Source organism: Streptomyces malaysiensis subsp. malaysiensis, assembly GCF_040653035.1.
In the GTDB taxonomy this organism is placed as follows: Bacteria; Actinomycetota; Actinomycetes; order Streptomycetales; family Streptomycetaceae; genus Streptomyces; species Streptomyces malaysiensis.
Map to the genome: position 1 here is coordinate 458,055 of NZ_JBEZNG010000005.1, position 22,753 is coordinate 480,807.

General features: G+C 70.0%; 18 protein-coding genes and 4 tRNA genes. 10 read left to right on the plus strand and 12 right to left on the minus strand.

The window, feature by feature from the left end:
• The first annotated feature begins 201 nt into the window (after positions 1 to 201).
• Positions 202 to 1,701, plus strand: coding sequence for a N,N-dimethylformamidase beta subunit family domain-containing protein (locus tag AB0E24_RS13950; protein WP_359376901.1), 1,500 nt, complete (start codon positions 202 to 204; stop codon positions 1,699 to 1,701).
• Between the two features lie 271 nt (positions 1,702 to 1,972).
• Here AB0E24_RS13950 and AB0E24_RS13955 read toward each other — a convergent pair whose 3' ends face one another.
• A complete protein-coding gene (locus tag AB0E24_RS13955; RefSeq protein WP_359376904.1) occupies positions 1,973 to 3,427 on the minus strand; it encodes a phytoene desaturase family protein in 1,455 nt (484 codons plus the stop codon).
• Between the two features lie 207 nt (positions 3,428 to 3,634).
• On the opposite strand from AB0E24_RS13955, the gene AB0E24_RS13960 reads away from it, so the two are divergent.
• Positions 3,635 to 4,555: a phosphoribosylaminoimidazolesuccinocarboxamide synthase gene (locus AB0E24_RS13960; protein WP_069872782.1), complete on the plus strand. Its 921-nt coding sequence runs from the start codon at positions 3,635 to 3,637 to the stop codon at positions 4,553 to 4,555.
• A gap of 56 nt (positions 4,556 to 4,611) precedes the next feature.
• Here the strand turns inward: AB0E24_RS13960 and AB0E24_RS13965 are convergent.
• From AB0E24_RS13965 to AB0E24_RS13985, 5 genes are all read right to left on the minus strand, one after another.
• A tRNA-Gly gene (locus AB0E24_RS13965) sits at positions 4,612 to 4,684 on the minus strand.
• A 105-nt stretch (positions 4,685 to 4,789) separates the two neighbouring features.
• A complete protein-coding gene (locus AB0E24_RS13970) occupies positions 4,790 to 5,395 on the minus strand; it encodes a response regulator transcription factor (RefSeq protein WP_069872891.1) in 606 nt (201 codons plus the stop codon).
• A gap of 259 nt (positions 5,396 to 5,654) precedes the next feature.
• Positions 5,655 to 5,730 (minus strand) — tRNA-Gly (locus AB0E24_RS13975).
• An 81-nt stretch (positions 5,731 to 5,811) separates the two neighbouring features.
• Positions 5,812 to 5,883: transfer RNA gene (locus AB0E24_RS13980), tRNA-Gly, on the minus strand.
• Positions 5,884 to 5,987: 104 nt separating this feature from the next.
• Positions 5,988 to 6,305: a histone-like nucleoid-structuring protein Lsr2 gene (locus tag AB0E24_RS13985; RefSeq protein WP_069872784.1), complete on the minus strand. Its 318-nt coding sequence runs from the start codon at positions 6,303 to 6,305 to the stop codon at positions 5,988 to 5,990.
• A 301-nt stretch (positions 6,306 to 6,606) separates the two neighbouring features.
• Here AB0E24_RS13985 and purS point away from each other — a divergent pair, with 301 nt between their 5' ends.
• Genes purS through purL form a run of 3 tightly spaced genes read left to right on the plus strand, consistent with a single transcriptional unit; the run spans position 6,607 to position 9,814 of the window.
• Positions 6,607 to 6,891 carry a phosphoribosylformylglycinamidine synthase subunit PurS gene (gene purS / locus AB0E24_RS13990; RefSeq protein WP_069872786.1) on the plus strand — a complete coding sequence of 95 codons (285 nt, stop codon included), beginning with the start codon at positions 6,607 to 6,609 and terminating at the stop codon, positions 6,889 to 6,891.
• The gene (gene purQ / locus AB0E24_RS13995; RefSeq protein ID WP_069872788.1) at positions 6,888 to 7,568 is read left to right on the plus strand and encodes a phosphoribosylformylglycinamidine synthase subunit PurQ; all 681 of its coding nucleotides are present in this window, start codon (positions 6,888 to 6,890) and stop codon (positions 7,566 to 7,568) included. The genes purS and purQ overlap by 4 nt, the downstream gene beginning before the upstream one ends.
• Positions 7,565 to 9,814 carry a phosphoribosylformylglycinamidine synthase subunit PurL gene (gene purL / locus AB0E24_RS14000; protein ID WP_069872791.1) on the plus strand — a complete coding sequence of 750 codons (2,250 nt, stop codon included), beginning with the start codon at positions 7,565 to 7,567 and terminating at the stop codon, positions 9,812 to 9,814. Before purQ ends, purL begins: the two co-directional genes overlap by 4 nt.
• 82 nt (positions 9,815 to 9,896) lie before the next feature.
• Here the strand turns inward: purL and AB0E24_RS14005 are convergent, their stop codons facing one another.
• A complete protein-coding gene (locus AB0E24_RS14005; RefSeq protein ID WP_359376911.1) occupies positions 9,897 to 10,295 on the minus strand; it encodes a nuclear transport factor 2 family protein in 399 nt (132 codons plus the stop codon).
• Between the two features lie 106 nt (positions 10,296 to 10,401).
• On the opposite strand from AB0E24_RS14005, the gene AB0E24_RS14010 reads away from it, so the two are divergent.
• From AB0E24_RS14010 to purM, 3 genes are all read left to right on the plus strand, one after another.
• Entirely contained in the window at positions 10,402 to 11,190 is a 789-nt protein-coding gene (locus tag AB0E24_RS14010; protein WP_359376914.1) for a sterol carrier family protein, read from the plus strand.
• Between the two features lie 167 nt (positions 11,191 to 11,357).
• Positions 11,358 to 12,917, plus strand: a complete 1,560-nt coding sequence (purF, locus tag AB0E24_RS14015; protein WP_069872799.1) for an amidophosphoribosyltransferase — start codon at positions 11,358 to 11,360, stop codon at positions 12,915 to 12,917.
• 47 nt (positions 12,918 to 12,964) lie between these two features.
• Positions 12,965 to 14,044 (plus strand): phosphoribosylformylglycinamidine cyclo-ligase, encoded by a 1,080-nt coding sequence (gene purM, locus AB0E24_RS14020; protein ID WP_069872893.1) that lies wholly within the window; start codon positions 12,965 to 12,967, stop codon positions 14,042 to 14,044.
• A 104-nt stretch (positions 14,045 to 14,148) separates the two neighbouring features.
• Here the strand turns inward: purM and AB0E24_RS14025 are convergent, their stop codons facing one another.
• Together AB0E24_RS14025 and AB0E24_RS14030 are read right to left on the minus strand one after the other, a co-directional pair.
• Positions 14,149 to 14,403: a DUF3073 domain-containing protein gene (locus AB0E24_RS14025; protein WP_069872802.1), complete on the minus strand. Its 255-nt coding sequence runs from the start codon at positions 14,401 to 14,403 to the stop codon at positions 14,149 to 14,151.
• A gap of 415 nt (positions 14,404 to 14,818) precedes the next feature.
• On the minus strand, positions 14,819 to 15,973 hold the full coding sequence (locus AB0E24_RS14030; protein ID WP_069872804.1) for a Leu/Phe/Val dehydrogenase: 1,155 nt from the start codon (positions 15,971 to 15,973) through the stop codon (positions 14,819 to 14,821).
• A 176-nt stretch (positions 15,974 to 16,149) separates the two neighbouring features.
• Between AB0E24_RS14030 and AB0E24_RS14035 the strand changes: the two genes are divergently transcribed.
• Complete coding sequence (locus tag AB0E24_RS14035; protein ID WP_069872806.1) at positions 16,150 to 16,986, plus strand: DUF8083 family protein; 837 nt, start codon at positions 16,150 to 16,152, stop codon at positions 16,984 to 16,986.
• Between the two features lie 499 nt (positions 16,987 to 17,485).
• Entirely contained in the window at positions 17,486 to 17,692 is a 207-nt protein-coding gene (gene bldC, locus AB0E24_RS14040) for a developmental transcriptional regulator BldC (RefSeq protein WP_020869672.1), read from the plus strand.
• Positions 17,693 to 18,142: 450 nt separating this feature from the next.
• On the opposite strand, the gene AB0E24_RS14045 is transcribed toward bldC, so the two are convergent.
• From AB0E24_RS14045 to hrpA, 3 genes are all read right to left on the minus strand, one after another.
• The gene (locus AB0E24_RS14045; RefSeq protein WP_079258423.1) at positions 18,143 to 18,358 is read right to left on the minus strand and encodes a DUF6274 family protein; all 216 of its coding nucleotides are present in this window, start codon (positions 18,356 to 18,358) and stop codon (positions 18,143 to 18,145) included.
• Positions 18,359 to 18,477: 119 nt separating this feature from the next.
• Positions 18,478 to 18,552: transfer RNA gene (locus tag AB0E24_RS14050), tRNA-Asp, on the minus strand.
• Between the two features lie 138 nt (positions 18,553 to 18,690).
• Positions 18,691 to 22,689, minus strand: coding sequence for an ATP-dependent RNA helicase HrpA (hrpA, locus tag AB0E24_RS14055; RefSeq protein ID WP_093702008.1), 3,999 nt, complete (start codon positions 22,687 to 22,689; stop codon positions 18,691 to 18,693).
• Between the last annotated feature and the right edge of the window lie 64 nt (positions 22,690 to 22,753).

Sequence of the window (22,753 nt, forward strand, 5' to 3'; positions counted from 1 at the left end):
ATTCGCGACTATCGGTGACGGAGTGGGTGCGTAATGTGATGTGCTTGGACCGGTCGCTGTTACCCGGCCCAGGAGTTCCGGCCCACCGGCCCGGACCGCCAGACCGACCCCGCAGCCCGGCCCACAAGGCCGGATCTCGGCGGTGCGGTGTGCGAGGCAGCGAGGCGAGGCGCCGCCGGGTACGCAGGGAGGGGAGCAGTTGTGGGGACGGACCAGATCCGGCGCTGGGAGTCGGGCGCGCTCGCACACGGGGTGACGGATCCTTTCGGCCAGGGTCCGCTGCCCTGGCTGCGCGACAGTGAGAACTACTTCGACGACACCGGCCGGGTGGTCCCGTGGTACGTGGACGACGTCCATCTCTCCGGGGCCGTCGAACGGGCGGCCGGGCGGTCCGGCGCGAAGGGCCAGACCAGGATCCCCGGCCCCCGCACCGCCGACGATGTCCACCGGCAGATCAAGGGCTTCACCTCCACCTCGGCGGCGGCTCCCGGCGAGGCCATCGACTTCCGGATCACGGTGGACCCGCCCCAGCAGTTCAGTGTGGACATCTACCGCATCGGCTATTACGACGGCGCAGGCGCGCTGAAGACCACCACCAGCCCCCGGCTGTCCGGGATCGTCCAGCCGCCCCCGCTCACCGCCGACCGCACCGTCTCCTGCCACCACTGGTGGCTGTCCTGGCGGCTCCAGATCCCCTCGTACTGGAAGCTGGGCGCGTATGTCGCGGTGCTGACCACCGTGGACGGCTACCGCAGCCACATCCCGTTCACCGTCCGCGACTCCCGCCCCGCCGACCTCCTCCTCGTCCTCCCGGACTTCACCTGGCAGGCGTACAACCTCTACCCCGAGGACGGCCGGACCGGCGCCAGCCTCTACCACGCCTGGGACGAGGGGGGAAAGCTGCTGGGCGAGTCGGAGGCGGCCACCACGGTCTCCTTCGACCGGCCGTACGCGGGCGCGGGGCTGCCCCTCCACGTGGGGCACGCCTATGACTTCATCCGCTGGGCCGAGCGCTACGGCTACGACCTGGCCTACGCCGAGACACGCGATCTGCACGCGGGCAGCGTCGACCCCACCCGCTACCGGGGCCTGGTCTTCCCCGGCCATGACGAGTACTGGTCGGCGCCCATGCGCCGCACCGTGGAGTCCGCCCGTGACAGCGGCACCTCACTGGTCTTCCTCTCCGCCAACACCATGTACTGGCAGGTCGAGCTCGCCCCCGCGCCCTCCGGCCCGGACCGGCTGCTGACCTGCCACAAGCGCCGCGGCCCCGGCCGCTCGGCGCTCTGGCGGGAGACCGCGCCCGAACAGCAGCTGATCGGCATCCAGTACGCGGGCCGGGTGCCCGAGCCCAGCCCGCTGATCGTGCGCAACGCCGGCCACTGGCTGTGGGAGGCCACCGGCGCGGAGGAGGGCGATGAGCTGCCCGGCCTGGTCGCGGGCGAGGCCGACCGCTACTTCCCGCGCACCGCCCTCCCCGAGCACATCCGCCGCATCCTGCTGGCCCACTCCCCGTACCAGGACACGGAGGGGGCCATCCGCCACCAGGAGACGTCGATCTACCGGGCCCCGAGCGGCGCTCTGGTCTTCGCGTCGGGGACGTTCGCATGGTCGCCCGGACTGGATCGTCCGGGCCATACGGATGAGCGGATTCAGCGGGCCACGGCGAATCTGCTGGATCGGATCTGCAAGCGGGGGTGAGCCGGTGCCCGGCGGGTGGGCCTTTCCCCTCCCCGCCCCTTCCCGAACCATGGGCTCCGCCCCTGGACCCCGGGGATCGACGAGTCGGCTGTCGCCGCCATGAACGCCCGTTCCGGCGGGCTGATCGCGGTCGGCACACCGACGCGGCGGATGGCCGGGCGGACACCCGCACGCATCCGGGTCGCCCGGCCGGGGTCTGGGGCGGAGCCTCAGTTTCGGGAAGGGGCGGGGAGGGGAACAGCCCGCCGCAGGCGGCACGGTCGGGCACCACCTACGCCACCGGGGCCAGAGACGGCGGCTTCCGGATGCCGAAGCTATGGCGTAGCGCCGACAAGGCCGCCAGGTAGCCGCACATCCCATGGACCCCCGGCCCCGGCGGCGTCGCCGACGAGCACAGGAAGAGTCCGGGCAGCGGGGTGCGGTACGGATCGAGCCGGGGCACCGGCCGGGCCAGGCTCTGCCAGATCGTCATCGCGCCCGAGCCGATGTCCCCGCCCACATCGTTGGGGTCGTACGCCTCCAGATCCCGCCCGGACATGCCGCGCGCCGCGAGCACCGTGTCGCCGAAGCCGGGGGCGTAGGTCTCGATCCGGGAGCGGATCAGCTCCACCGGGTCGGTGTCGTCGCCGTTCGGCATATGGGCGTAGGCCCACACCGGGCGTCTGCCCGGCCGGGCCCGCCCGGGGTCGGTGACGGCCGGGTCGACCAGCAGGACGAACGGCTCCCGGCTGCGGATCCCGCGCGCCGTCAGGGTCTCCTCCCGGGCCAGCTCGGCGTGGCCACCGCCCAGGTGCACGGTTCCGGCGCGGCCCACGGCGGGGTCGGCCCAGGGGATCGGCTCGCCGACCAGGAAGTCGGCCTTGGCGGCGGCCGGGCCGTAGCGGAACCGCCGCAGCGCCCGGACATAGCGGGCGGGCAGCGCGCTTCCGGCGATGTTCAGCAGCCCCGGGACACCGGTGTCGAGCAGCACCGCACGGGCGCCGCCGGCCAGCTCGCCGAGGTCGTCGATCCGGCGCCCGGTGTGAAAGGTGCCGCCGTGCGCGGTGATGTCGTCCGCCATGGCCTCGGCGATCCGGGCGCTTCCGCCGCGCGGCAGCGGCCAGCCGGGGCCGTGCGCGAGGTGGCCGAGGAGTGCCGCCACCGCGCCCCCCGACAGGCTGGGCAGTGCGCCCACGGAATGCGCGGCGACCCCGGTGAGCAGGGCGGGCGCCGCCTCGCCGGTGAAGCGGGCGGCGCCGAGCCGGGTGCCGTGGACGAGCGTCCGGGTGGCCAGCAGCAGCGGTGCCACCGGATCGCGGGGGAGCGCACGCTGCCCGGAGAGGACGAAGTCGACCACGCCCTCGCTGTGCCGCAGCAGCGGCGCCATCAGCCGCCGCCAGCGCTCCCCGTCCGGGCCGAGCCGGGCGCAGGTGGCCGCCAGATCGCGGTGGGCGAGCGCGGCACGGCCGCCGTCCAGCGGATGGGCGTAGGAGACCTCGGGCGTCAGCAGTTCCACTCCGCGCGCGGCCAGGCCGAACTCGCGGAAGAATCGGGAGACGGGTGCCATGGGGTGGACCGCGGAGCAGATGTCGTGGGCGATGTCCCCGTCGAAGAGCGGCTGGGTGCGCAGCCCGCCGCCGATCGCGTCGGCGGCCTCGTACACCTCCACCCGCAGCCCGGCGCGGGCCAGGGTGACGGCGGCCGCGAGCCCGTTGGGGCCGCTGCCCACGATCGCCGCGTCGGCCATACAGAACACCTCCCCTCCGGGACCCCGGCACCTGTGGTGCGTTGTGCCCCGCCGCACGAGTTCCTCGTACGACGTGTTCGAACCGCGCGGGCCGCGGAACCCGGAGTGCCGAACCCCGCGGCCCACGCCCCGCCGCAGGTCGGCGCCCCTTCGTGCGGCAGAATCGAGGAGGGCTGGGACACATGGACAAAAACACCAGGAGGAAGCGTGTCCGGATTCGTCGAGAAGCCCGAACCGGTCGAGGTTCCGGGCCTTCAGCACCTGCACACCGGCAAGGTGCGCGACCTCTACCAGAACGAGCGCGGTGAGCTCGTCATGGTCGCCAGCGACCGGATCTCCGCCTACGACTGGGTCCTGCCGACCGAGATCCCCGAGAAGGGCAAGATCCTCACCCAGCTCTCCCTCTGGTGGTTCGATCTGCTCGCCGACCTCGTCCCCAACCACGTCCTGTCCACCGACCTGCCCCCCGGCGCCCCCGCCGACTGGGAGGGCCGGACCCTGGTGTGCCGGTCGCTGCGGATGGTCCCGGTCGAATGTGTGGCCCGCGGCTATCTGACCGGCTCCGGCCTGGCCGAGTACCGCGAGACCAGCACGGTGTGCGGAATCGCCCTCCCCGACGGGCTGACGGACGGCTCCGAGCTGCCCACGCCGATCTTCACCCCGGCCACCAAGGCCGAGGTCGGCGAGCACGACGAGAACGTGGCGTACGAGAAGGTGGCCCACCGCATCGGCGCCGAGCCCGCCGCCCAGCTGCGCCAGGCCACCCTCGCCATCTACAACCGCGCCCGGGAGATCGCCCGCGCCCGGGGCATCATCCTCGCCGACACCAAGTTCGAGTTCGGCTACGCGGAGGCGACCCTGGGCGCGGAGGGCGCCGAGCCGGTGCTCGCCGACGAGGTGCTGACCCCGGACTCCTCCCGCTTCTGGCCCGTCGACCAGTGGCGGCCCGGCCGCGCGCAGCCGTCCTTCGACAAGCAGTACGTGCGCGACTGGCTGACCTCCCCGGCCTCCGGCTGGGACCGCACCGGCGAGCAGCCGCCGCCCCCGCTCCCGGCGGAGGTCGTGGAGCGGACGCGGGCGAAGTACGCGGAGGCGTACGAGCTGCTGACCGGCACCAGCTGGCAGTAGCAGGCCGGGAACGACCAAGGGCCCCGGCCGAATGGCCGGGGCCCTTGGGTCCACCGAGCGGACGACGAGGCTCGAACTCGCGACCTCAACCTTGGCAAGGTTGCGCTCTACCAACTGAGCTACGTCCGCATGCGCCGGACTATTCCGGTTCGACGCGCCTCTACTATAACCAAACCCTCGACCGGCGAACTACCACCCCGGTGTCGAGGCAGCTCAGGGCGGCGGTGGAGCCGCTCAGAACCAGCCGTGCTCCCGGGCGATCCGCGCCGCCGCGTGCCGGTTCTCCGCCCCCAGCTTCGCCGCCGCGGCCGACAGATAGTTCCGGACCGTCCCCTGGGAGAGCCGGGCGCGCCGGGCGATCTCCGCGATGGAGGCGCCGTCCGCCGCCAGCTCCAGCAGCTCCGCCTCCCGCGCGGTCAGCGGGGACTCCCCGGCGCTGATCGCGTCGGCGGCCAGACCGGGGTCGACATAGCGGGACCCGCCGTGCACGGTACGGATGATCTCCGCCAGCCGCCGCGCCGATGTGGTCTTCGGCACAAAGCCGCGCACCCCCGCCTCCAGGGCCCGCTTGAGGTGCCCCGGCCGGCCGTGGCTGGTCACGATCATCGACCGGCAGCCGGGCAGCTCCGACCGGAGCGCGGCGGCCACCGACACCCCGTCCGCCTCCGGCATCTGGAGGTCCAGCACCGCCACATCGGGCCGGTGCGCCCGCGCCATCGCCAGCGCCTCGGGTCCGGACGCCGCCTCCGCGACCACCAGCAGATCGTCCTCTAGCGCCAGCAGGGCGGCCACGGCGCCGCGGATCAGATGCTCGTCGTCGGCCAGCAGCACCCGGATCACCGCGGTGTCATTCACACGCCCCTCCCAGCGGGACCTCTCCCGGCGCGCCCCTCCGGGCGAACGCCCTTCCAGCGGGCCCCTCCCGGCAAGAGCCCTCCCGGAGAAGGCCCAGCGGACCACTTTTCCCGGGACCACGGAATCCGGCGCACTGTCACTTTCCCTCGACGGCAGTGCGGTTCGCCCCTGCCCACGGCCGGGCCGCGGATTCCGGAGCCGAAAACGCCTGAGGCGCCGGTCGATTCGACCGGCGCCTCAGAACTGGAGCGGACGACGAGATTCGAACTCGCGACCCTCACCTTGGCAAGGTGATGCTCTACCAACTGAGCCACGTCCGCATGCCTCCGACCGGCTTTCACCGATCGGCGCGTGCATCACTCTACCTGATCCTCTTCGAGAAGATCCCGATAGGCGATGAGAGCGGGTGACAGGGATCGCACACTGCGCCTCCCCCTTGGAAAGGGGGCGCTCTACTACTGAGCTACACCCGCATGGTGTCTTCCTCGGGGTTTCGGCCTTTCGGCCTCGCCCCTCGGCGTGACCCAGACTTTAGCGGAACACCCGGGGTGGTGTGCAACTCGGCTGAACAGGCCACTCAGGCCGACTCGTTGAAGGCTTCGTAGACCTTCTTGGGGATCCGGCCGCGCGGAGGCACCTCCATGCCGTGCGACCGGGCCCAGGCGCGCACCGCGGCCGGGTCCGGGGCGACGGCGGTGTGGCGGTACGTCTTGCCCGAGCGGGCCCGCTTGCGGCCGGCGTCCACGTACGGTGCGAGAGCGTCGCGCAGTTTCGACGCATTGGCAGAGTTGAGGTCGATCTCGTACAACTTGCCGTCGAGTCCGAACGTGACCGTCTCTTCCGCTTCGCCTCCCTCGAGGTCGTCGGAGATCGTGACTACTACGCGCTGCGCCACGGATATCGGTCCTTTCGGGCTGCATCGTTGCGTTGACGTGCAAAGATGTCAGCTGTCCAGTTGTGCGAACAATGCTTTTTCATTTGTACAGCGACTGGCATTGCATTGTGAACCCCAGTAATTCCATCCGCGTGTCACGCCGCGATCGGGACCATGCGTTTTTCCATGACCATTCCCCGTCGGTTGCCGCCGACGATGCTTAAACGTGACCGAACCCTTGCATATCTACTCGCGTAGATTTTGGGCCGGGGTAGGCTTGGGCACCGCCTTACGCACCAGCACCACACCACCGGGAGTGCCAGTGGCACGCGTCGTAGTCGACGTCATGCTCAAGCCGGAGATCCTCGACCCCCAGGGCCAGGCGGTGCAGCGAGCACTGCCGCGCCTCGGTTTCGAGGGCATCACCGACGTCCGTCAGGGCAAGCGCTTTGAACTCGAGGTGGAGGGCCCGGTCGACGACGCCGCCCTCGCCCGTATCCACCAGATCGCCGAGACCTTTCTGGCGAACACCGTGATCGAGGACTTCTCCGTGAAGGTCGAGGCCGGCGAGGGTGCCGGCGCCACCGCCGTGAAGGCGGAGTCGTGACCGCACGCATCGGAGTCATCACCTTCCCCGGCACGCTCGACGACCGCGACACCCAGCGCGCGGTCCGCACCGCCGGGCTCGAGGCCGTACCGCTGTGGCACCGCGACAAGGACCTCAAGCAGGTCGACGCGGTGATCCTGCCGGGCGGCTTCTCCTATGGCGACTATCTGCGGGCCGGCGCGATCTCCCGGTTCTCCCCGGTAATGGAGTCGGTGATCGACCAGGCGAAGGCCGGTATGCCGGTGCTTGGCATCTGCAATGGCTTCCAGGTGCTCACCGAGACCCATCTCCTCCCCGGTGCGATGCTGCGCAACAACCACCTGCACTTCATCTGCCGCGATCAGAAGTTGCGAGTGGAAAATGTGGAGACCGCCTGGACCCGCTCATACGAGCAGGGCCAGGAGATCAACATCCCGCTGAAGAACATCGACGGCCGCTATGTCGCCGACGAGCGCGTCCTGGATGAACTCGAAGCCGAGGGCCGCGTCGTCTTCCGCTATCGGGAGCTCAACCCCAACGGCTCGCTCCGCGACATCGCCGGTATCCGCAATGCGGAAGGCAATGTCGTCGGCCTCATGCCCCACCCCGAGCACGCCGTCGAACCGCTGATCGGCACCGGTCGCACCGACGGCCTCGGATTCTTCACCTCGATCCTCAAGAGGCTGGTCAGCGCATGACCCTGGACACCACCAAGCACGCGGCGCAGACCCCGGACACCGAGCAGCCCTGGGCCGAGCTCGGTCTCAAGCAGGACGAGTACGAGCGCGTCCGCGCCATCCTGGGCCGCCGCCCCACCGGCGCCGAGCTCGCGATGTACTCCGTCATGTGGTCCGAGCACTGCTCGTACAAGTCGAGCAAGGTCCATCTGCGGCAGTTCGGCGAGAAGGCCCCCGAGAACGACGCCCTGCTCGTCGGCATCGGCGAGAACGCGGGCGTGGTCGACGTCGGCCAGGGCTACGCGGTCACCTTCAAGGTCGAGTCGCACAACCACCCCTCGTACGTCGAGCCCTACCAGGGCGCGGCCACCGGCGTCGGCGGCATCGTCCGCGACATCCTCGCCATGGGCGCCCGCCCGGTGGCCGTGATGGACCCGCTGCGCTTCGGCGCCGCCGACCACCCCGACACCAAGCGGGTGCTGCCCGGTGTGGTCGCGGGCATCGGCGGCTACGGCAACTGCCTGGGCCTGCCCAACATCGGCGGCGAGGTCGTCTTCGACCCCTGCTACCAGGGAAACCCACTGGTCAACGCCCTGTGCGTGGGTGTGATGAAGCATGAGGACATTCACCTCGCCAAGGCGTCGGGCGCCGGCAACAAGGTGATCCTCTACGGCGCCCGCACCGGTGGCGACGGCATCGGCGGCGTCTCCGTGCTGGCCTCGGAGACCTTCGACGATTCGAAGCCCACCAAGCGCCCCGCCGTCCAGGTCGGCGACCCCTTCCAGGAGAAGCTGCTCATCGAGTGCACCCTGGAGGTCTTCAAGGAGGACCTGGTCGAGGGCATTCAGGACCTCGGCGGCGCGGGCCTGTCCTGCGCCACCAGCGAGCTCGCCAGCGCCGGCTCCGGCGGTATGCGGGTCGAGCTCGACACCGTGCCGCTGCGCGACTCCTCGCTCTCCCCCGAGGAGATCCTGATGAGCGAGTCGCAGGAGCGCATGTGCGCGATCGTGAAGCCCGAGAAGGTCGACCGCTTCCTGGAGATCTGCGAGAAGTGGGACGTCATCGCCACCGTCATCGGTGAGGTCACCGACGGCGAGCGGCTGGAGATCTACTGGCACGGCGAGCAGATCGTGGACGTCCCGCCGCGCACCGTCGCCCACGAGGGCCCGGTCTACGAGCGCCCCTACGCCCGCCCCGAGTGGCAGGACGCGCTCCAGGCCGACGACGCGGGCAAGCTGCCGCGCCCGGCCACGGCCGAGGAGCTGCGCGAGCAGATCCTGAAGGTGATCGCCTCCCCGAACCAGGCGTCCAAGTCCTGGATCACCGACCAGTACGACCGCTTCGTCCAGGGCAATACGGTCCTCGCCCAGCCCGAGGACTCCGGCATGGTCCGCGTGGACGAGGAGACCGGCCTGGGCGTGGCCGTCGCCACGGACGGCAACGGCCGCTACGCCAAGCTGGACCCGTACGCGGGGGCGCAGCTCGCGCTCGCCGAGTCGTACCGCAATGTGGCCGCGTCCGGCGCCAAGCCGCTGGCCATCTCCAACTGCCTCAACTTCGGCTCGCCGGAGGACCCCGCGGTCATGTGGCAGTTCGCGGAGGCCACCCGCGGGCTCGCGGACGGCTGTCTGACCCTGGGCACCCCGGTCACCGGCGGCAATGTGTCGCTGTACAACCAGACCGGCGAGGTGGCCATCCACCCGACGCCGGTCGTCGCCGTCCTCGGTGTGATCGACGATGTGGCCCGCCGCACTCCGATCGCCTTCGCGGAGGAGGGTCAGCTGCTCTATCTGCTGGGCGACACCGCGGCGGAGCTGGGCGGCTCGGCCTGGTCCCAGGTGATCCACGGCCACCTGGGCGGACTGCCGCCGAAGGTGGACCTGGAGCGGGAGCGGCTGCTCGCCGAGATCCTGATCTCGGCCTCGCGCGACGGCATGGTGGACGCGGCCCACGACCTGTCCGACGGCGGTCTGATCCAGGCGCTCGCCGAGTCGTGTCTGCGCGGTGGCAAGGGCGCCCGGATCGTCGTCCCCGACGGTCTGGACCCGTTCGTCCTGCTGTTCTCCGAGTCCGCGGGCCGGGCGGTCGTCGCCGTACCGCGCAGCGAGGAGGTCCGCTTCAACGACATGTGCGGGGCGCGGGGGCTTCCGGCGGCCCGGATCGGCGTGGTCGACGGTGACGCGATCGAGGTCCAGGGGCAGTTCTCCATCCCGCTGGCCGAGCTGAGCGAGTCGTACGAGGCGACGATCCCGGGCCTGCTGGCCTGAGGACTTCCGGCCATGACGTACGGCCCGCTCCCTGACGGCAGGGAGCGGGCCGTACGGTCCGTTCGGGCCTGGTGCGCGGGGCTCAGGTGCCCCAGAAGGCGTCGAAGGCGTCGATGTCCTCGACACATTCGTCGATGTCGGTGATCTTTCCGCCGACGATGGTGAAGAAATTCCCGGTCTTCATGTCGATGCCGCGGTTGCCGCGCTCCGCGCGCAGGCGGTGGACGGCCATCGCATGCCCGCGCCCGTCGCACATCACCCTCTCCAGATCGACCCGCATCGTGCCGGCCGTCTCCTCGAACATCGTGCGGTACAGGTCCAGACAGGCGTCCCGGCCCTTGTGGTGGCCGGACATCGCGTTGTCACCCGGCACATGGTGGACGGCGTCCGCCGTCATCATTGTCGACACCGTCTCGAGATCGCCCTGTGAGAAGGCCGTGCAGCCGCGGCGCACCAGGGCGCTGTCGGGGTGCTCGCCCATGGCATTTCACACCTTCCATGCCGATTTCCATGCCGATGGAAAACCCTTCCTCCTTCCATCCTGCCCCTGTCCTCGGCCTTCTCTAAGGGGTCCTAAGCTCTTCGCCATGCCGCCCCGTGCCCGTGCCCGCAGCTATGACCCCGCCAAGACCAGGACCGCCGTGATCGCGCAGCTGAGGCAGGTGCGGAAGGCGACCGAGGGGCTGGACGAGACCGCACTGGACGCCCCCAGCCGGCTCGGCGAGTGGACGGTCCGGGAGCTGATCGCGCATCTGGCGATGGCCGTGACGTCCGTGGTCCGCCTGCTGGAGCGGCCGGCGCCGCCCGCGCGGGAGGTCACCACCACCGGCTGGGTCACCGCGGTGGCCGCGCACTCCGGGGCGATCGAGGGGGATACCCGCGCCCTCGCGGCGGGCGCGGACCCGGCTGAACTGCTGGAACGCGCCGAGGCCCGGTTCGTGGAGACGGCCTCCGCTGCGCCCGCCGACCGGCTGCTGGCCACCCGCGTGGGGGCGATGCGGCTCGACGACTACCTCGTCACCCGCTGCGTGGAGCTCGTGGTGCACGCCGACGATCTGACGGCCGCCACCCGCGTCCCGGTCCGGCACGACCGCCAGGCGCTGGCCACCGCGACCCGGGTGCTGGCCGACGCCCTCGCGGCCAAGGCGCCCGGCGGCTCGGTCGAGGTCCGCGTCCCGCCGTTCGCCGTGGTCCAGTGTGTCGAGGGCCCCCGGCACACCCGCGGCACCCCGCCGAATGTGGTCGAAACCGACCCGCTGACCTGGATCCGCCTCGCCACGGGCCGTCTGGTCTGGGCCGAGGCCCTGGAGTCGGCGCGGCTGACCGCGAGCGGCGACCGCGCCGATCTCTCCGCCCATCTGCCGGTGCTCGGCTGACCGCCACGAGATGTGATCCTTGCCTCGGCCATGGATCCGTGCCCCCGGCCGTGGGCAGGTCGGACAAGGGTCCAGGGGGTTCCTCGGCCGCGCGGGGAATGTGACTTACGCCCTCCTGGCGGGTCCCTCGTTCGGCGGCACCGCTGAACTGGCCTAGACTCGATGACGTGCCACGTGGTGACGGACGACTCAGCCACGACCTGCTCCCCGGTGAGAAGGGCCCCCAGGACGCTTGCGGCGTCTTCGGAGTCTGGGCACCGGGGGAAGAGGTCGCCAAACTCACCTATTTCGGGCTGTACGCACTGCAACACCGCGGACAGGAGTCCGCGGGTATCGCGGTGAGCAACGGCTCCCAGATTCTCGTCTTCAAGGACATGGGCCTGGTTTCCCAGGTCTTCGACGAGACCTCCCTCGGCTCCCTCACGGGCCATATCGCGGTCGGTCATGCCCGCTACTCCACCACCGGAGCCTCGGTGTGGGAGAACGCGCAGCCGACCTTCCGGGCCACCGCCCATGGCTCGATCGCGCTCGGCCACAACGGGAACCTGGTCAACACCGCCGAAATGGCGGAGCTGGTCGCGGCCCTGCCCCGCGACGGCGGCCGGGCCACCCAGGTCGCGGCGACCAATGACACCGACCTCGTCACCGCCCTGCTCGCGGGCCAGGTGGACGAGGACGGCAAGCCGCTGACCGTCGAGCAGGCGGCCCCCCTGGTGCTGCCCAAGGTCAAGGGTGCTTTCAGCCTCGTCTTCATGGATGAGCACACGCTCTACGCGGCGCGCGACCCCCAGGGCATCCGCCCGCTGGTCCTCGGCCGCCTCGAGCGCGGCTGGGTGGTGGCCTCCGAGACCGCCGCCCTGGACATCGTGGGCGCGTCCTTCATCCGTGAGATCGAGCCCGGCGAGATGGTCGCCATCGATGAGAACGGGCTGCGCGCCACCACCTTCGCCGAGGCCCGGCCCAAGGGCTGTGTCTTCGAGTACGTGTACCTCGCCCGCCCCGACACCGATATCGCGGGCCGGAACGTGTACCTCTCGCGGGTGGAGATGGGCCGCCGGCTGGCCAAGGAGGCCCCGGCCGATGCCGACCTGGTCATAGCGACACCGGAGTCCGGCACCCCCGCCGCCGTCGGCTACGCCGAGGCCAGCGGCATTCCGTACGGCTCCGGGCTGGTCAAGAACAGCTATGTGGGCCGGACCTTCATCCAGCCCTCGCAGACCATCCGCCAGCTCGGCATCCGGCTCAAGCTGAACCCCCTCAAGGAGGTCATCCGGGGCAAGCGCCTGGTGGTCGTCGACGACTCGATCGTCCGCGGCAACACCCAGCGCGCCCTGGTGCGGATGCTCCGCGAGGCAGGGGCCGCCGAGGTCCACATCCGGATCTCCTCCCCGCCGATCAAGTGGCCGTGCTTCTTCGGTATAGATTTCGCCACCCGCGCCGAGCTGATCGCCAACGGTCTCTCGGTCGAGGAGATCGGCAAGTCGCTGGGCGCCGACTCGCTGGCGTACATCTCCACCGACGGCATGATCGAGGCGACCACGATCGCCAAGCCGAATCTGTGCCGTGCCTGCTTCGACGGTGAGTACCCGATGGAGCTGCCGGATCCGGAGCTGCTGGGCAAGCACCTCCTGGAGACCGAAACACAGGCCCCGAGCAGCGCTGACGCCGACGGTGTGACGACGCTGACCGCTGGTGTCGGCGGCGCCGACGCCCTGCGCCGCCCCTGAGCGCCCGCCTGTCATCCCCCGATACGAAAGATCTCAACGTCATGTCCATGTCCGAGTCCGGGCCCGGGGCCACGTCCACCTACGCCGCCGCGGGCGTCGACATCGAGGCGGGCGACCGCGCGGTCGAGCTGATGAAGGAGTGGGTCAAGAAGGCGAGCAGGCCCGAGGTCGTGGGTGGCCTCGGCGGTTTCGCCGGGCTCTTCGACGCCTCCGCGCTGGCCCGCTACCGGCGTCCGCTGCTCGCCTCCGCCACCGACGGGGTCGGCACCAAGGTGGACATCGCCCGGCGGATGGGCGTGTACGACACCATCGGCCGCGACCTGGTCGGCATGGTCGTGGACGACCTGGTGGTGTGTGGCGCCGAGCCGCTGTTCATGACCGACTACATCTGCGTCGGCAAGGTCTACCCCGAGCGCGTCGCCGCCATCGTCAAGGGCATCGCCGAGGGCTGCACGCTGGCGGGCTGTGCCCTGGTGGGCGGCGAGACCGCCGAGCACCCGGGGCTGCTGGGCGCCGATGACTTCGATGTCGCCGGGGCCGGTACGGGCGTGGTCGAGGCCGATCAGGTGCTGGGCGCGGATCGTATCCGAACGGGTGATGCGGTGATCGCCATGGCATCGTCCGGACTTCACTCGAACGGGTACTCACTCGTCCGCCATGTGCTCTTCGACCGGGCCGGCTGGGCGCTGGACCGCGAGGTGCCGGAGCTCGGCCGGACGCTGGGGGAGGAGCTGCTCGAGCCCACCCGGATCTACTCGCTGGACTGTCTGGCCCTCACCCGCACCACCGAGGTGCACGCCTTCTCGCACATCACCGGCGGCGGGCTCGCCAACAACCTCGCACGGGTCATCCCGGAGGGGCTGCGCGCGGTGGTGGACCGCTCGACCTGGACCCCCGGCGCGATCTTCCAGCTGGTCGGCGAGGCCGGCTCGGTCGAGCGCCTGGAGCTGGAGAAGACCCTCAACATGGGCGTCGGCATGATGGCGGTGGTCCCGGCCGACTCCGTGGATGTGGCGCTCACCACGCTCGCCGACCGGGGCGTCGAAGCCTGGGTCGGCGGTGAGATCACCGAGCGCACGGCCGGGGACACGGAGGCGGTGACGCTGACCGGTGACCATGCGGGCTGAGCCGACCGCACAGCGTGTGCGAGCAGCACAGAAGCCGGTCCGAGGCGGCTGCCCCGGACCGGTGAAGGTGTGCGGCGATGAGCCGAGCGGCTGGAACGGGTGGTTCAGGCCCGGCGACGCTGCGGGGACGGATCGGACTGGTCGTCGTCCTCGTCCTCATCGTCGTTGTACAGATCCGCGTACTGTGCGTACGGGTCGTCGTCCAGCTCATCGTCCTCGAACCGCTCACCATTCGGCGGCTGGTTCGTTGGCGATGCGCCCAGCTCCTCGGCCAGGCGTGAGAGATCCGTCCCACCGCTGTTGTACTTCAGCTGGCGGGCGACCTTCGTCTGCTTGGCCTTGGCCCGGCCGCGCCCCATGGCTCGACCCCCTCAACGACGGGGCTCGACGGCCCCAGAGTCTTGACACGCGTTCACGTTCATAAATCGGAGCGGGCTCTCAGGAGAGAGACCGCGGTCCGTAGGGCTTCAACGGTACCTGCTTCTGTGGCCATACGGTACGTCGCCCACACGACGTGCCACGAGGCAGAACCCGCGAGGAGCCCGTTCCTCGCTGGTCAGCTGCGATTTTAACGTGTCTTGTGCGCCGACCCGCCGACAGGCCGTGAGGGATCTCTCGCCGATGGCCTCCAAGGGGCTCTCACGTCCCCCGTTCGGCGGCCTCGGACAAGGACCCGCACAGCCTGTCCGCGTGGTCTCACAGCGCCTCTCAGACGCTTCCGGCGGCCCTGTGGCGCCGGCGGGCCATGACGGTGGCATCTGCCACGGTCATGGCTCAGGCGTCGTGGCCCTCTGCCATCCGGTGCTCGGCCAGCCGGTCGGCGGCCGCGGCGGGCGGAATGCCATCGGTCCGTGCCCGATCGAATATGGCCAAAGTCGTATCGAAGATCTTGGCCGCCTTCGCCTTGGCCCGATCGAAATCGAAACCGTGCAGTTCATCCGCCACCTGGATGACGCCACCGGCGTTCACCACGTAGTCCGGCGCGTAGAGGATCCCGCGCCCGGCCAGGTCCTTCTCGACGCCCGGGTGGGCCAGCTGGTTGTTGGCCGCGCCGCACACGATCTTCGCGGTCAGGACGGGCACCGTGGCGTCGTCCAGGGCGCCGCCGAGCGCGCAGGGGGCGTAGACGTCCAGGTCGGCGCGGACCAGCGCGTCGGTGTCCCGGACCGCCTGGACGCGGGGGTGGCGGGCCAGCACACGGTCCACCGACTCGCTCCGCACATCCGTGACCACGACCTCGGCGCCGTCCTCCAGCAGATGGTCGACCAGATGGTGGCCGACCTTGCCGACACCGGCGATGCCGACCCGGCGGCCGCGCAGCGTGGGCGCGCCCCAGGACGCCTGGGCGCTCGCCCGCATCCCCTGGAAGACGCCGAACGCGGTCAGCACCGAGGAGTCCCCGGCGCCGCCGTTCTCGGGCGAGCGGCCGGTGGTCCAGGGGCACTCACGGGCGACGACGTCCATGTCGGACACATAGGTGCCCACATCGCAGGCGGTGACGTAGCGGCCGCCCAGAGAGGCCACGAAGCGGCCGTAGGCGAGCAGCAGCTTTTCGGTCTTGATCTCCTCGGGGTCGCCGAGGATCACGGCCTTGCCGCCACCGTGGTCGAGCCCGGCGAGCGCGTTCTTGTACGACATGCCGCGGGCGAGGTTGAGGGCGTCGAGGAGCGCCGCTTCTTCGGGGTGCTCCTCGGAGGCGTAGGGATGGAAGCGGGTGCCGCCGAGGGCCGGGCCCAGGGCGGTCGAGTGGATCGCGATGATCGCCTTCAGGCCGCTCTCCCGGTCCTGGCAGAGCAGCACCTGCTCATGTCCGCCGAGGTCGGACCGGAAGAGCGTCGAAAGCGGTGAGAGAGGGTTCGGCACGCGACTCTCCGTCGGACCGTCGGCACTGACGGTGTGACGTACGTCGGTCACGGTGGTGACTCCCATAGGTCGGAGTAGACGCCCTCCTTGCTGGTGGGGAGGGCCGTGGGCAAGAGGGTAAGCCCTGGGGCCCTGGGGGATCGGCCATGTCCCCGACGAGTCCGGATGCCGGGCATGGGACGATGCCGTCAGGTGGGGGTAAGGGAGCCCCTGGCGGTGGTCTCAGCCTTGAGGGAGCGCGTGTGACCTTGGCGTCTTCGGTGATTGTCCCGTACGCGGCGTATCTCCGGGTCTATGAGCCACTGGCAGCGTTTCCGGAGCCGGAGCGATCGCACTGGGCGCGGTATGCCAAGCGCGACGACCTGCCGGGTGCGCAGGACGAGCTGCGCCGCTCGCTCGCGGACCTCCTGCCCGTCCCTCCGGTGGCGGTTCCGGTGCACGAGAGCGCGGACGCCTTCGTGGCGCTCGTGGACGGCGTCACATGCGTCTGCCCGTGGCGGACCCGGCTGAGGGGCTGGCTGGCCCTGGAGGAGCTGCCGGAGCGCCTTCCCGGGCCGCTTCTGGATGCGGCCCTGCCCCCGGTGGTGCGCCGGCAGGCGGTGGCGGACTTCGAGCGGTGGCTGGAGCGCAACCCCGACGCCCGGCCGTGGATCCGCTCGGCCACCTGGCATGTGCCGGTCCGCTGGTTCGTGCTCTTCGGCGACGAGGAGCGCGAATTCACCAAGGGTGACGAGAGTCTCATCCTCCGCTACCGCACTCCGATGGTCCAGGCCAGGCGCCGGGTGGCGCGTGGCCTTAAGGTGCTCAAGGAGGCTCTCGGCGAGGGGCCGCTGATCGACGGGCTCGTGGACGTCGGCCGGTGGCTCGAGGAGTTCCACCCCCGGTCGCTGGTCGAGCTGGACTACGGCGGTCTGGTGCACACGTTGCCGGCCGGACAGCTGGAGGACGACCACTCGGCCGCGGATGTGGCGGAGGGCCTCGCGGCCCTGCGCGACGGCGACGGGGAGCGGGCGGGGGGCGCGTACGAGCGGCTGACCGACCGCTGGAGCGTGGTCCGCGGGCGGCAGAACGCGAGCTGAGCCCGGCCGGACCGGGCGCCCGGGAGGGCGGTCGAGCGGTTGTCCGGTACAGAGGGGACGTAGGTCCCGATCCGGGCCATTGCCTCAATCGTGACCTAAAGCACTGACTTCGGGCCTTGCGGTAATCGCCCACCCTCGTGTCAAAATAGGACAAGGAGTCCGGGAGGGGCTCCTTCCGCCCAACTATGGGCGGATTCATCGGTATTGCACTCCTTGATGGATCTGGTTACCCCTGATCCTGTTGTGACTGATCGTCACGGCCGTGTGACTGTCCGCTATGGCATGGTCCATCGGCTTCCGTCGAGGTTGGACACCTGAGAGGGCAATTCCATCGGTTTGGCCGACGGGGCTGGACAGATGGTGTAGTTGTAGTGCCGAGGACAAGCCGTTCGTCCTATAACCGACTCGGCCCGCGTCCGCCATTTCGGGCAACGTGGGTCAAGGTGCAGAATTTAGAGGAAAGAACCGTGATGGTTCGGTTCTCCCGAGGAGGCCGCTCATGACCGCTCGCACCCCTGATGCCGAGCCGCTGCTGACCCCGGCTGAGGTTGCCACGATGTTCCGCGTGGACCCGAAGACGGTCACTCGCTGGGCGAAGGCAGGCAAGCTCACGTCGATCCGCACGCTGGGAGGGCATCGGCGCTACCGCGAAGCGGAGGTCCGTGCACTTCTTGCGGGCATCCCCCAGCAGCGCAGCGAGGGCTGAACAACCGCATAACCGGGCGTTTTCGGGCCCCCCAGCCCGGCTTTCGCCCGTATAGCTCCACCACGACGGGTGCCTGCCCCAACAGGCCCGCCACCGCTCGACATGGGTGCGTCGTTGATCGCGCTGGACTCCGCCGGGTCCGGCGCGATCTTTTTATGCCCTGGCAGCGGCCCTTCGGGGCGTGTCGCCAGGGCTCTCAAGTGCCCCTGGAAGGGCAATCGTTCGGGCTCTCCGGCATGGTCCGAGGGGGTTTCGGGGAGGCTCCCGGGGGTCTCTCAGGGGCCTCGCGGGAGGCCCGGACAGAGGGTGCAATTGCATATATTAAATTGACCCATGGTGAGTGGCGTGTAAGTTCCCTCACCCCGGAAACCCATTCGGTGACTCCCGTCACACTCCTCAACTCTTGCCTTATGTCCAGTTGTTGCGATAAGGGGCAACTGCGGTAAGGGGTTACCGAGTTGGCGGTGGCGCGGCCGCCGTCGCTCCCTCATGACCTGCCCTGTCGCCGGCCCCGTCACTCGTCTCGTCGGCCACCGAGGGCTCCATCGCCAGCCGCAGCAGACGATGGCAGACCGGACAGTGCCGGGTGAAGTGGCGGTAGCCGGTGGCGGCCGCCAGATGGGCGCGCAGCAGCGCCCTGGTCTCATGCTTCGCGGACGTCGTCATACGCCGCACCTCCCGCGCACCCCCACGCACACCTTTTAGTTTGGGTACCTCCGGGTGTGGTGCGCCGTCAAGACGCCAAAGGCCCGGATCCATGAACGGATCCGGGCCTTCCGGTTAAGCGGTCCTGACGGGATTTGAACCCGCGGCCTCCACCTTGACAGGGTGGCGAGCACTCCAAACTGCTCCACAGGACCAACACTGACGCCAGTGGCTTCGCCGCCCGGCGCCGCGCGGTGTTGCGCTGCGATGCAGACTCTACAGCAGGTCAGGGGGTGCGGTCGAACTCGCGCCCGGCGGGGCTCCGGCGGCCCGCCGGAGCCCCTGGGACACCCTTACGGCGCCGCCGCGTCGATGGCCTTGACGATGCGCTTGTCGGACACCGGATAGGCCGTGCCGAGGGCGTGCGCGAAGTAGCTGACCCGCAGCTCCTCGATCATCCAGCGGATCTCCAGCGCCTCCTGGGGCACCGGGCGCCCGGGCCGGAACTGCTCCAGCAGCCAGGCGTACTCGTCCCGCATCTCCCGCACCTTCGCCATCCGGGCGCGGTCCCGGTCGGCGTTGCCCGGAAGCTGCTGGAGCCGCCGGTCCACGGCCACCAGATAACGCATGAGGTCCGGCAGCCGCCGTACGCCGTGGGCGGTCACGAAACCCGGTGTGATGAGCTCCGAGAGCTGCTCCCGGATGTCCGTGAGGGACGGCAGCAGCACCGGGCTGCTGGTGGCCTTGAGCCGCCGCTCGCACGACTGCCAGGCGGCCAGCACCTCCTGGACCTTGCGGACCGTGTCCAGCGTGGCGTCCATGATGTCGGTGCGCACGGCGTCGAAGAGCTTGCGGAACGACTCCTCGTCCCAGGCCGGGCCGCCACGGGTCGCGATCAGCCGGTCGGCCGCCGCGGACACGCAGTCGTCGAAGAGCGCCTGCACACTGCCGTGCGGGCTGCTGGAGAGCGCCAGTTTGGCCTGGTTGGAGAGCTTGCCCTGGACGAACTTGGCAGGGTTGGAGGGCAGCTGGAGCAGGATCAGCCGGCGCGTCCCGCGCCACATGGCCTCCCGCTGCTCGGCCTCGGTGTCGAAGAGCCGTACGGCCACCGAAGCGCCCTCGTCGACCAGCGCCGGATACGCCTTGACCGGCTGGCCGCCGCGGCGCGTCTCGAAGGTGCGCGGCAGCGTGCCGACCGTCCACCGGGTCAGCCCGCCGCGCTGTTCGATCCCCACGGCCTCCTTGGAGGACTCGAACGCCTTGGAGATCGCGGCCCGCGTCTTCGGCCGCAGCCGCAGCTTCAGCGCCTCCAGGTCCTTGTCCTCGGCCAGCTTGCGGCGCCGCTCGTCCACCACCCGGAAGGTGATCTTCAGATGGTCGGGGACCTTCGCCAGGTCCCAGTCCTCCGGCTCGATCCGTACGCCCACCATCCGGTGGAGCTCGCGCTCCAGCGCCGCCGTCAGCGGCCCCTGGAGGGGGACAGCGCTTTCCAGGAAGCGCTTGGCGTAGTTGGGCGCCGGGACGTAGTGCCGGCGGACCGGTTTGGGCAGCGAGCGGATCAGCTCGGTGACCAGATCCTCGCGCAGCCCCGGAATCTGCCAGTCGAATCCGTCCGCGGTGACCTGATTCAGCACCTGGAGCGGGATGTGGACGGTCACACCGTCCGCGTCCGCCCCCGGCTCGAACTGGTAGGTCACCCGGAACTTGAGCTTCCCCTGGCGCCAGGAGTCCGGATAGGCGTCCTTGGTGACGTCCTGCGCCCGCTCGTTGATGAGCATCGACTTCTCGAAGTTGAGAAGTTCCGGCTCTTCGCGTCGCTTGTGCTTCCACCAGGAGTCGAAGTGGGCACCGGACACCACATGCTCGGGGATCCGCTGGTCGTAGAAGTCGAAGAGCGTCTCGTCGTCCACGAGGATGTCGCGGCGCCGGGCCCGGTGCTCCAGCTCCTCGACCTCGCCCAGCAGCTTGCGGTTGTCGAGGAAGAACTGGTGGTGGGTGCGCCAGTCGCCCTCCACCAGGGCGTTGCGGATGAACAGATCGCGGCTGGTCTCGGGGTCGATCCGGCCGTAGTTGACCTTCCGCTGGGCGACGATCGGCACCCCGTAGAGCGTGACCCGCTCAAACGCCATCACCGCGGCCTGCTTCTGCTCCCAGTGCGGTTCGCTGTAGGTGCGTTTGACCAGGTGCTGGGCGAGCGGCTCGATCCACTCCGGCTCGATCTTCGCGTTGACCCGCGCCCACAGCCGGGAGGTCTCCACCAGCTCCGCCGACATCACCCAGTGCGGCGGCTTCTTGAACAGCGCCGAGCCGGGGAAGACCGCGAACTTGGCGCTCCGAGCGCCCACGTACTCGTTCTTGGCTGTGTTCTTCCCACCCTCCCGCCCGGCGTTCCGCCCGGCGTCCTTCCCACTGTCCTTCCCGCCCTCCACCCCGGTGCTCCTGAGGCCGATGTGCGACAGCAGCCCGGCCAGCAGCGACTGATGGACGCGATCGGGCGCCGCGTCCTGCTCGGACATATGGATGTCCATGGTCTTGGCGACCGTGCGCAGCTGGCTGTAGATGTCCTGCCATTCGCGTATGCGCAGGTAGTTGAGGTACTCATGGCGGCACATCCGGCGGAAGGCCGAGGAGGACAGCTCCTTCTGCCGCTCCCGGACGTACTTCCACAGATTGAGGAAGGCCAGGAAGTCGCTGGACTCGTCCTTGAAGCGGGCGTGCTGCTGATCCGCCTGCTGCTGCTTGTCCGAGGGGCGCTCGCGCGGGTCCTGGATGGACAGCGCCGCCGCGATCACCATGACCTCACGGACGCAGCCGTTGCGGTCCGCCTCCAGCACCATCCGGGCCAGCCGCGGGTCCACCGGAAGCTGGGCCAGCTTCCGGCCGACCTGGGTGAGCCGCTTGCGCGGGTCCTTCTGCTTGCCGTCCAGGGCGTGCAGCTCCTCCAGGAGCTGGATGCCGTCCTTGATGTTGCGGCGGTCCGGCGGGTCGATGAAGGGGAACTTCTCGATGTCGCCGAGGCCGGCCGCGGTCATCTGGAGGATGACGGAGGCCAGGTTGGTCCGCAGGATCTCGGCGTCGGTGAACTCCGGGCGGGTGAGGAAGTCGTCCTCGGAGTACAGCCGGATGCAGATGCCGTCGCTGGTACGGCCGCAGCGGCCCTTGCGCTGATTGGCGCTGGCCTGCGAGATCGGCTCGATGGGCAGCCGCTGGACCTTGGTGCGATGGCTGTAGCGGGAGATCCGGGCGGTGCCCGGGTCGATCACATAGCGGATACCGGGGACGGTCAGCGAGGTCTCGGCGACGTTCGTCGCCAGCACGATCCGGCGGCCGGTGTGTCTTTGGAAGACCCGGTGCTGCTCGGCGTGCGACAGCCGGGCGTACAGCGGAAGCACCTCGGTGACCGGGAGCTTCTTCTTGTTCAGCGCGTCGGCGGTGTCGCGGATCTCCCGCTCGCCGGAGAGGAAGACCAGGATGTCGCCGGGTCCCTCGGCCTGGAGCTCGTCGACCGCGTCGCAGATCGCGGTGATCTGGTCGCGGTCGCTGTCCTCGCCGCCCTCTTCCAGCAGCGGGCGGTAGCGCACCTCGACCGGATACGTACGCCCGCTGACCTCGACGATCGGCGCGTCGCCGAAATGGCGGGAGAAGCGCTCGGGGTCGATGGTGGCGGAGGTGATCACGACCTTGAGGTCGGGGCGGCGGGGCAGCAGCTGGGCCAGATAGCCGAGCAGGAAGTCGATGTTGAGGCTGCGCTCATGGGCCTCGTCGATGATGATCGTGTCGTACTGGCGCAGCTCGCGGTCGGTCTGGATCTCGGCGAGCAGAATGCCGTCGGTCATCAGCTTGACGTGGGTGTCCTGGCTCACCTGGTCGGTGAAGCGGACCTTCCAGCCGACGGACTCGCCCAGCGGCGACCGCAGCTCCTCGGCGATGCGCTCGGCCACGGTGCGGGCCGCGATACGGCGCGGCTGCGTATGGCCGATAAGGCCCTTGACGCCGCGCCCCAGCTCCATACAGATCTTCGGAATCTGGGTGGTCTTCCCGGAGCCGGTCTCACCCGCGACGATCACCACCTGGTGATCCCGGACGGCCTCGAGGATCGCGTCCCTCTTCTGGCTGACCGGCAGCTCTTCCGGATAGGTGACGGCCGGTACGGCGGCGCGGCGGTCCGCGACCCGCAGCTCGGCACGCGTGATCTCCTCGGCGACCTCGCCGAGCACGGCCGCTCGGGCCTCGGGTTTACGGATCCGGCGCGCACCGTCGAGTCGGCGCCCCAGCCGCTGCTGGTCGCGCAGCATCAGCTCGGGCAGCCGCTCCAGCAGGGCGGGCAGGGCGGGGGCAGGCGTGGTGGACATACGGATCCCAGGATCTCACCTCCGGAAAACGGCTGGCGAACCATTTCCGTCCGCGCCGCGTCGA

What these genes read in the sequence shown, in the direction of transcription:
- AB0E24_RS13955 (WP_359376904.1), bottom strand. Translation starts at nt 3,427, where the DNA reads ATGGCCGACGCGGCGATCGTGGGCAGCGGCCCCAACGGGCTCGCGGCC.
- purL (WP_069872791.1), top strand. Translation starts at nt 7,565, where the DNA reads ATGACCCTGGACACCACCAAGCACGCGGCGCAGACCCCGGACACCGAG.
- AB0E24_RS14005 (WP_359376911.1), bottom strand. Translation starts at nt 10,295, where the DNA reads ATGGGCGAGCACCCCGACAGCGCCCTGGTGCGCCGCGGCTGCACGGCC.
- AB0E24_RS14010 (WP_359376914.1), top strand. Translation starts at nt 10,402, where the DNA reads ATGCCGCCCCGTGCCCGTGCCCGCAGCTATGACCCCGCCAAGACCAGG.
- purM (WP_069872893.1), top strand. Translation starts at nt 12,965, where the DNA reads ATGTCCGAGTCCGGGCCCGGGGCCACGTCCACCTACGCCGCCGCGGGC.
- AB0E24_RS14025 (WP_069872802.1), bottom strand. Translation starts at nt 14,403, where the DNA reads ATGGGGCGCGGCCGGGCCAAGGCCAAGCAGACGAAGGTCGCCCGCCAG.
- AB0E24_RS14030 (WP_069872804.1), bottom strand. Translation starts at nt 15,973, where the DNA reads ATGGGAGTCACCACCGTGACCGACGTACGTCACACCGTCAGTGCCGAC.
- bldC (WP_020869672.1), top strand. Translation starts at nt 17,486, where the DNA reads ATGACCGCTCGCACCCCTGATGCCGAGCCGCTGCTGACCCCGGCTGAG.
- AB0E24_RS14045 (WP_079258423.1), bottom strand. Translation starts at nt 18,358, where the DNA reads ATGACGACGTCCGCGAAGCATGAGACCAGGGCGCTGCTGCGCGCCCAT.
- hrpA (WP_093702008.1), bottom strand. Translation starts at nt 22,689, where the DNA reads ATGTCCACCACGCCTGCCCCCGCCCTGCCCGCCCTGCTGGAGCGGCTG.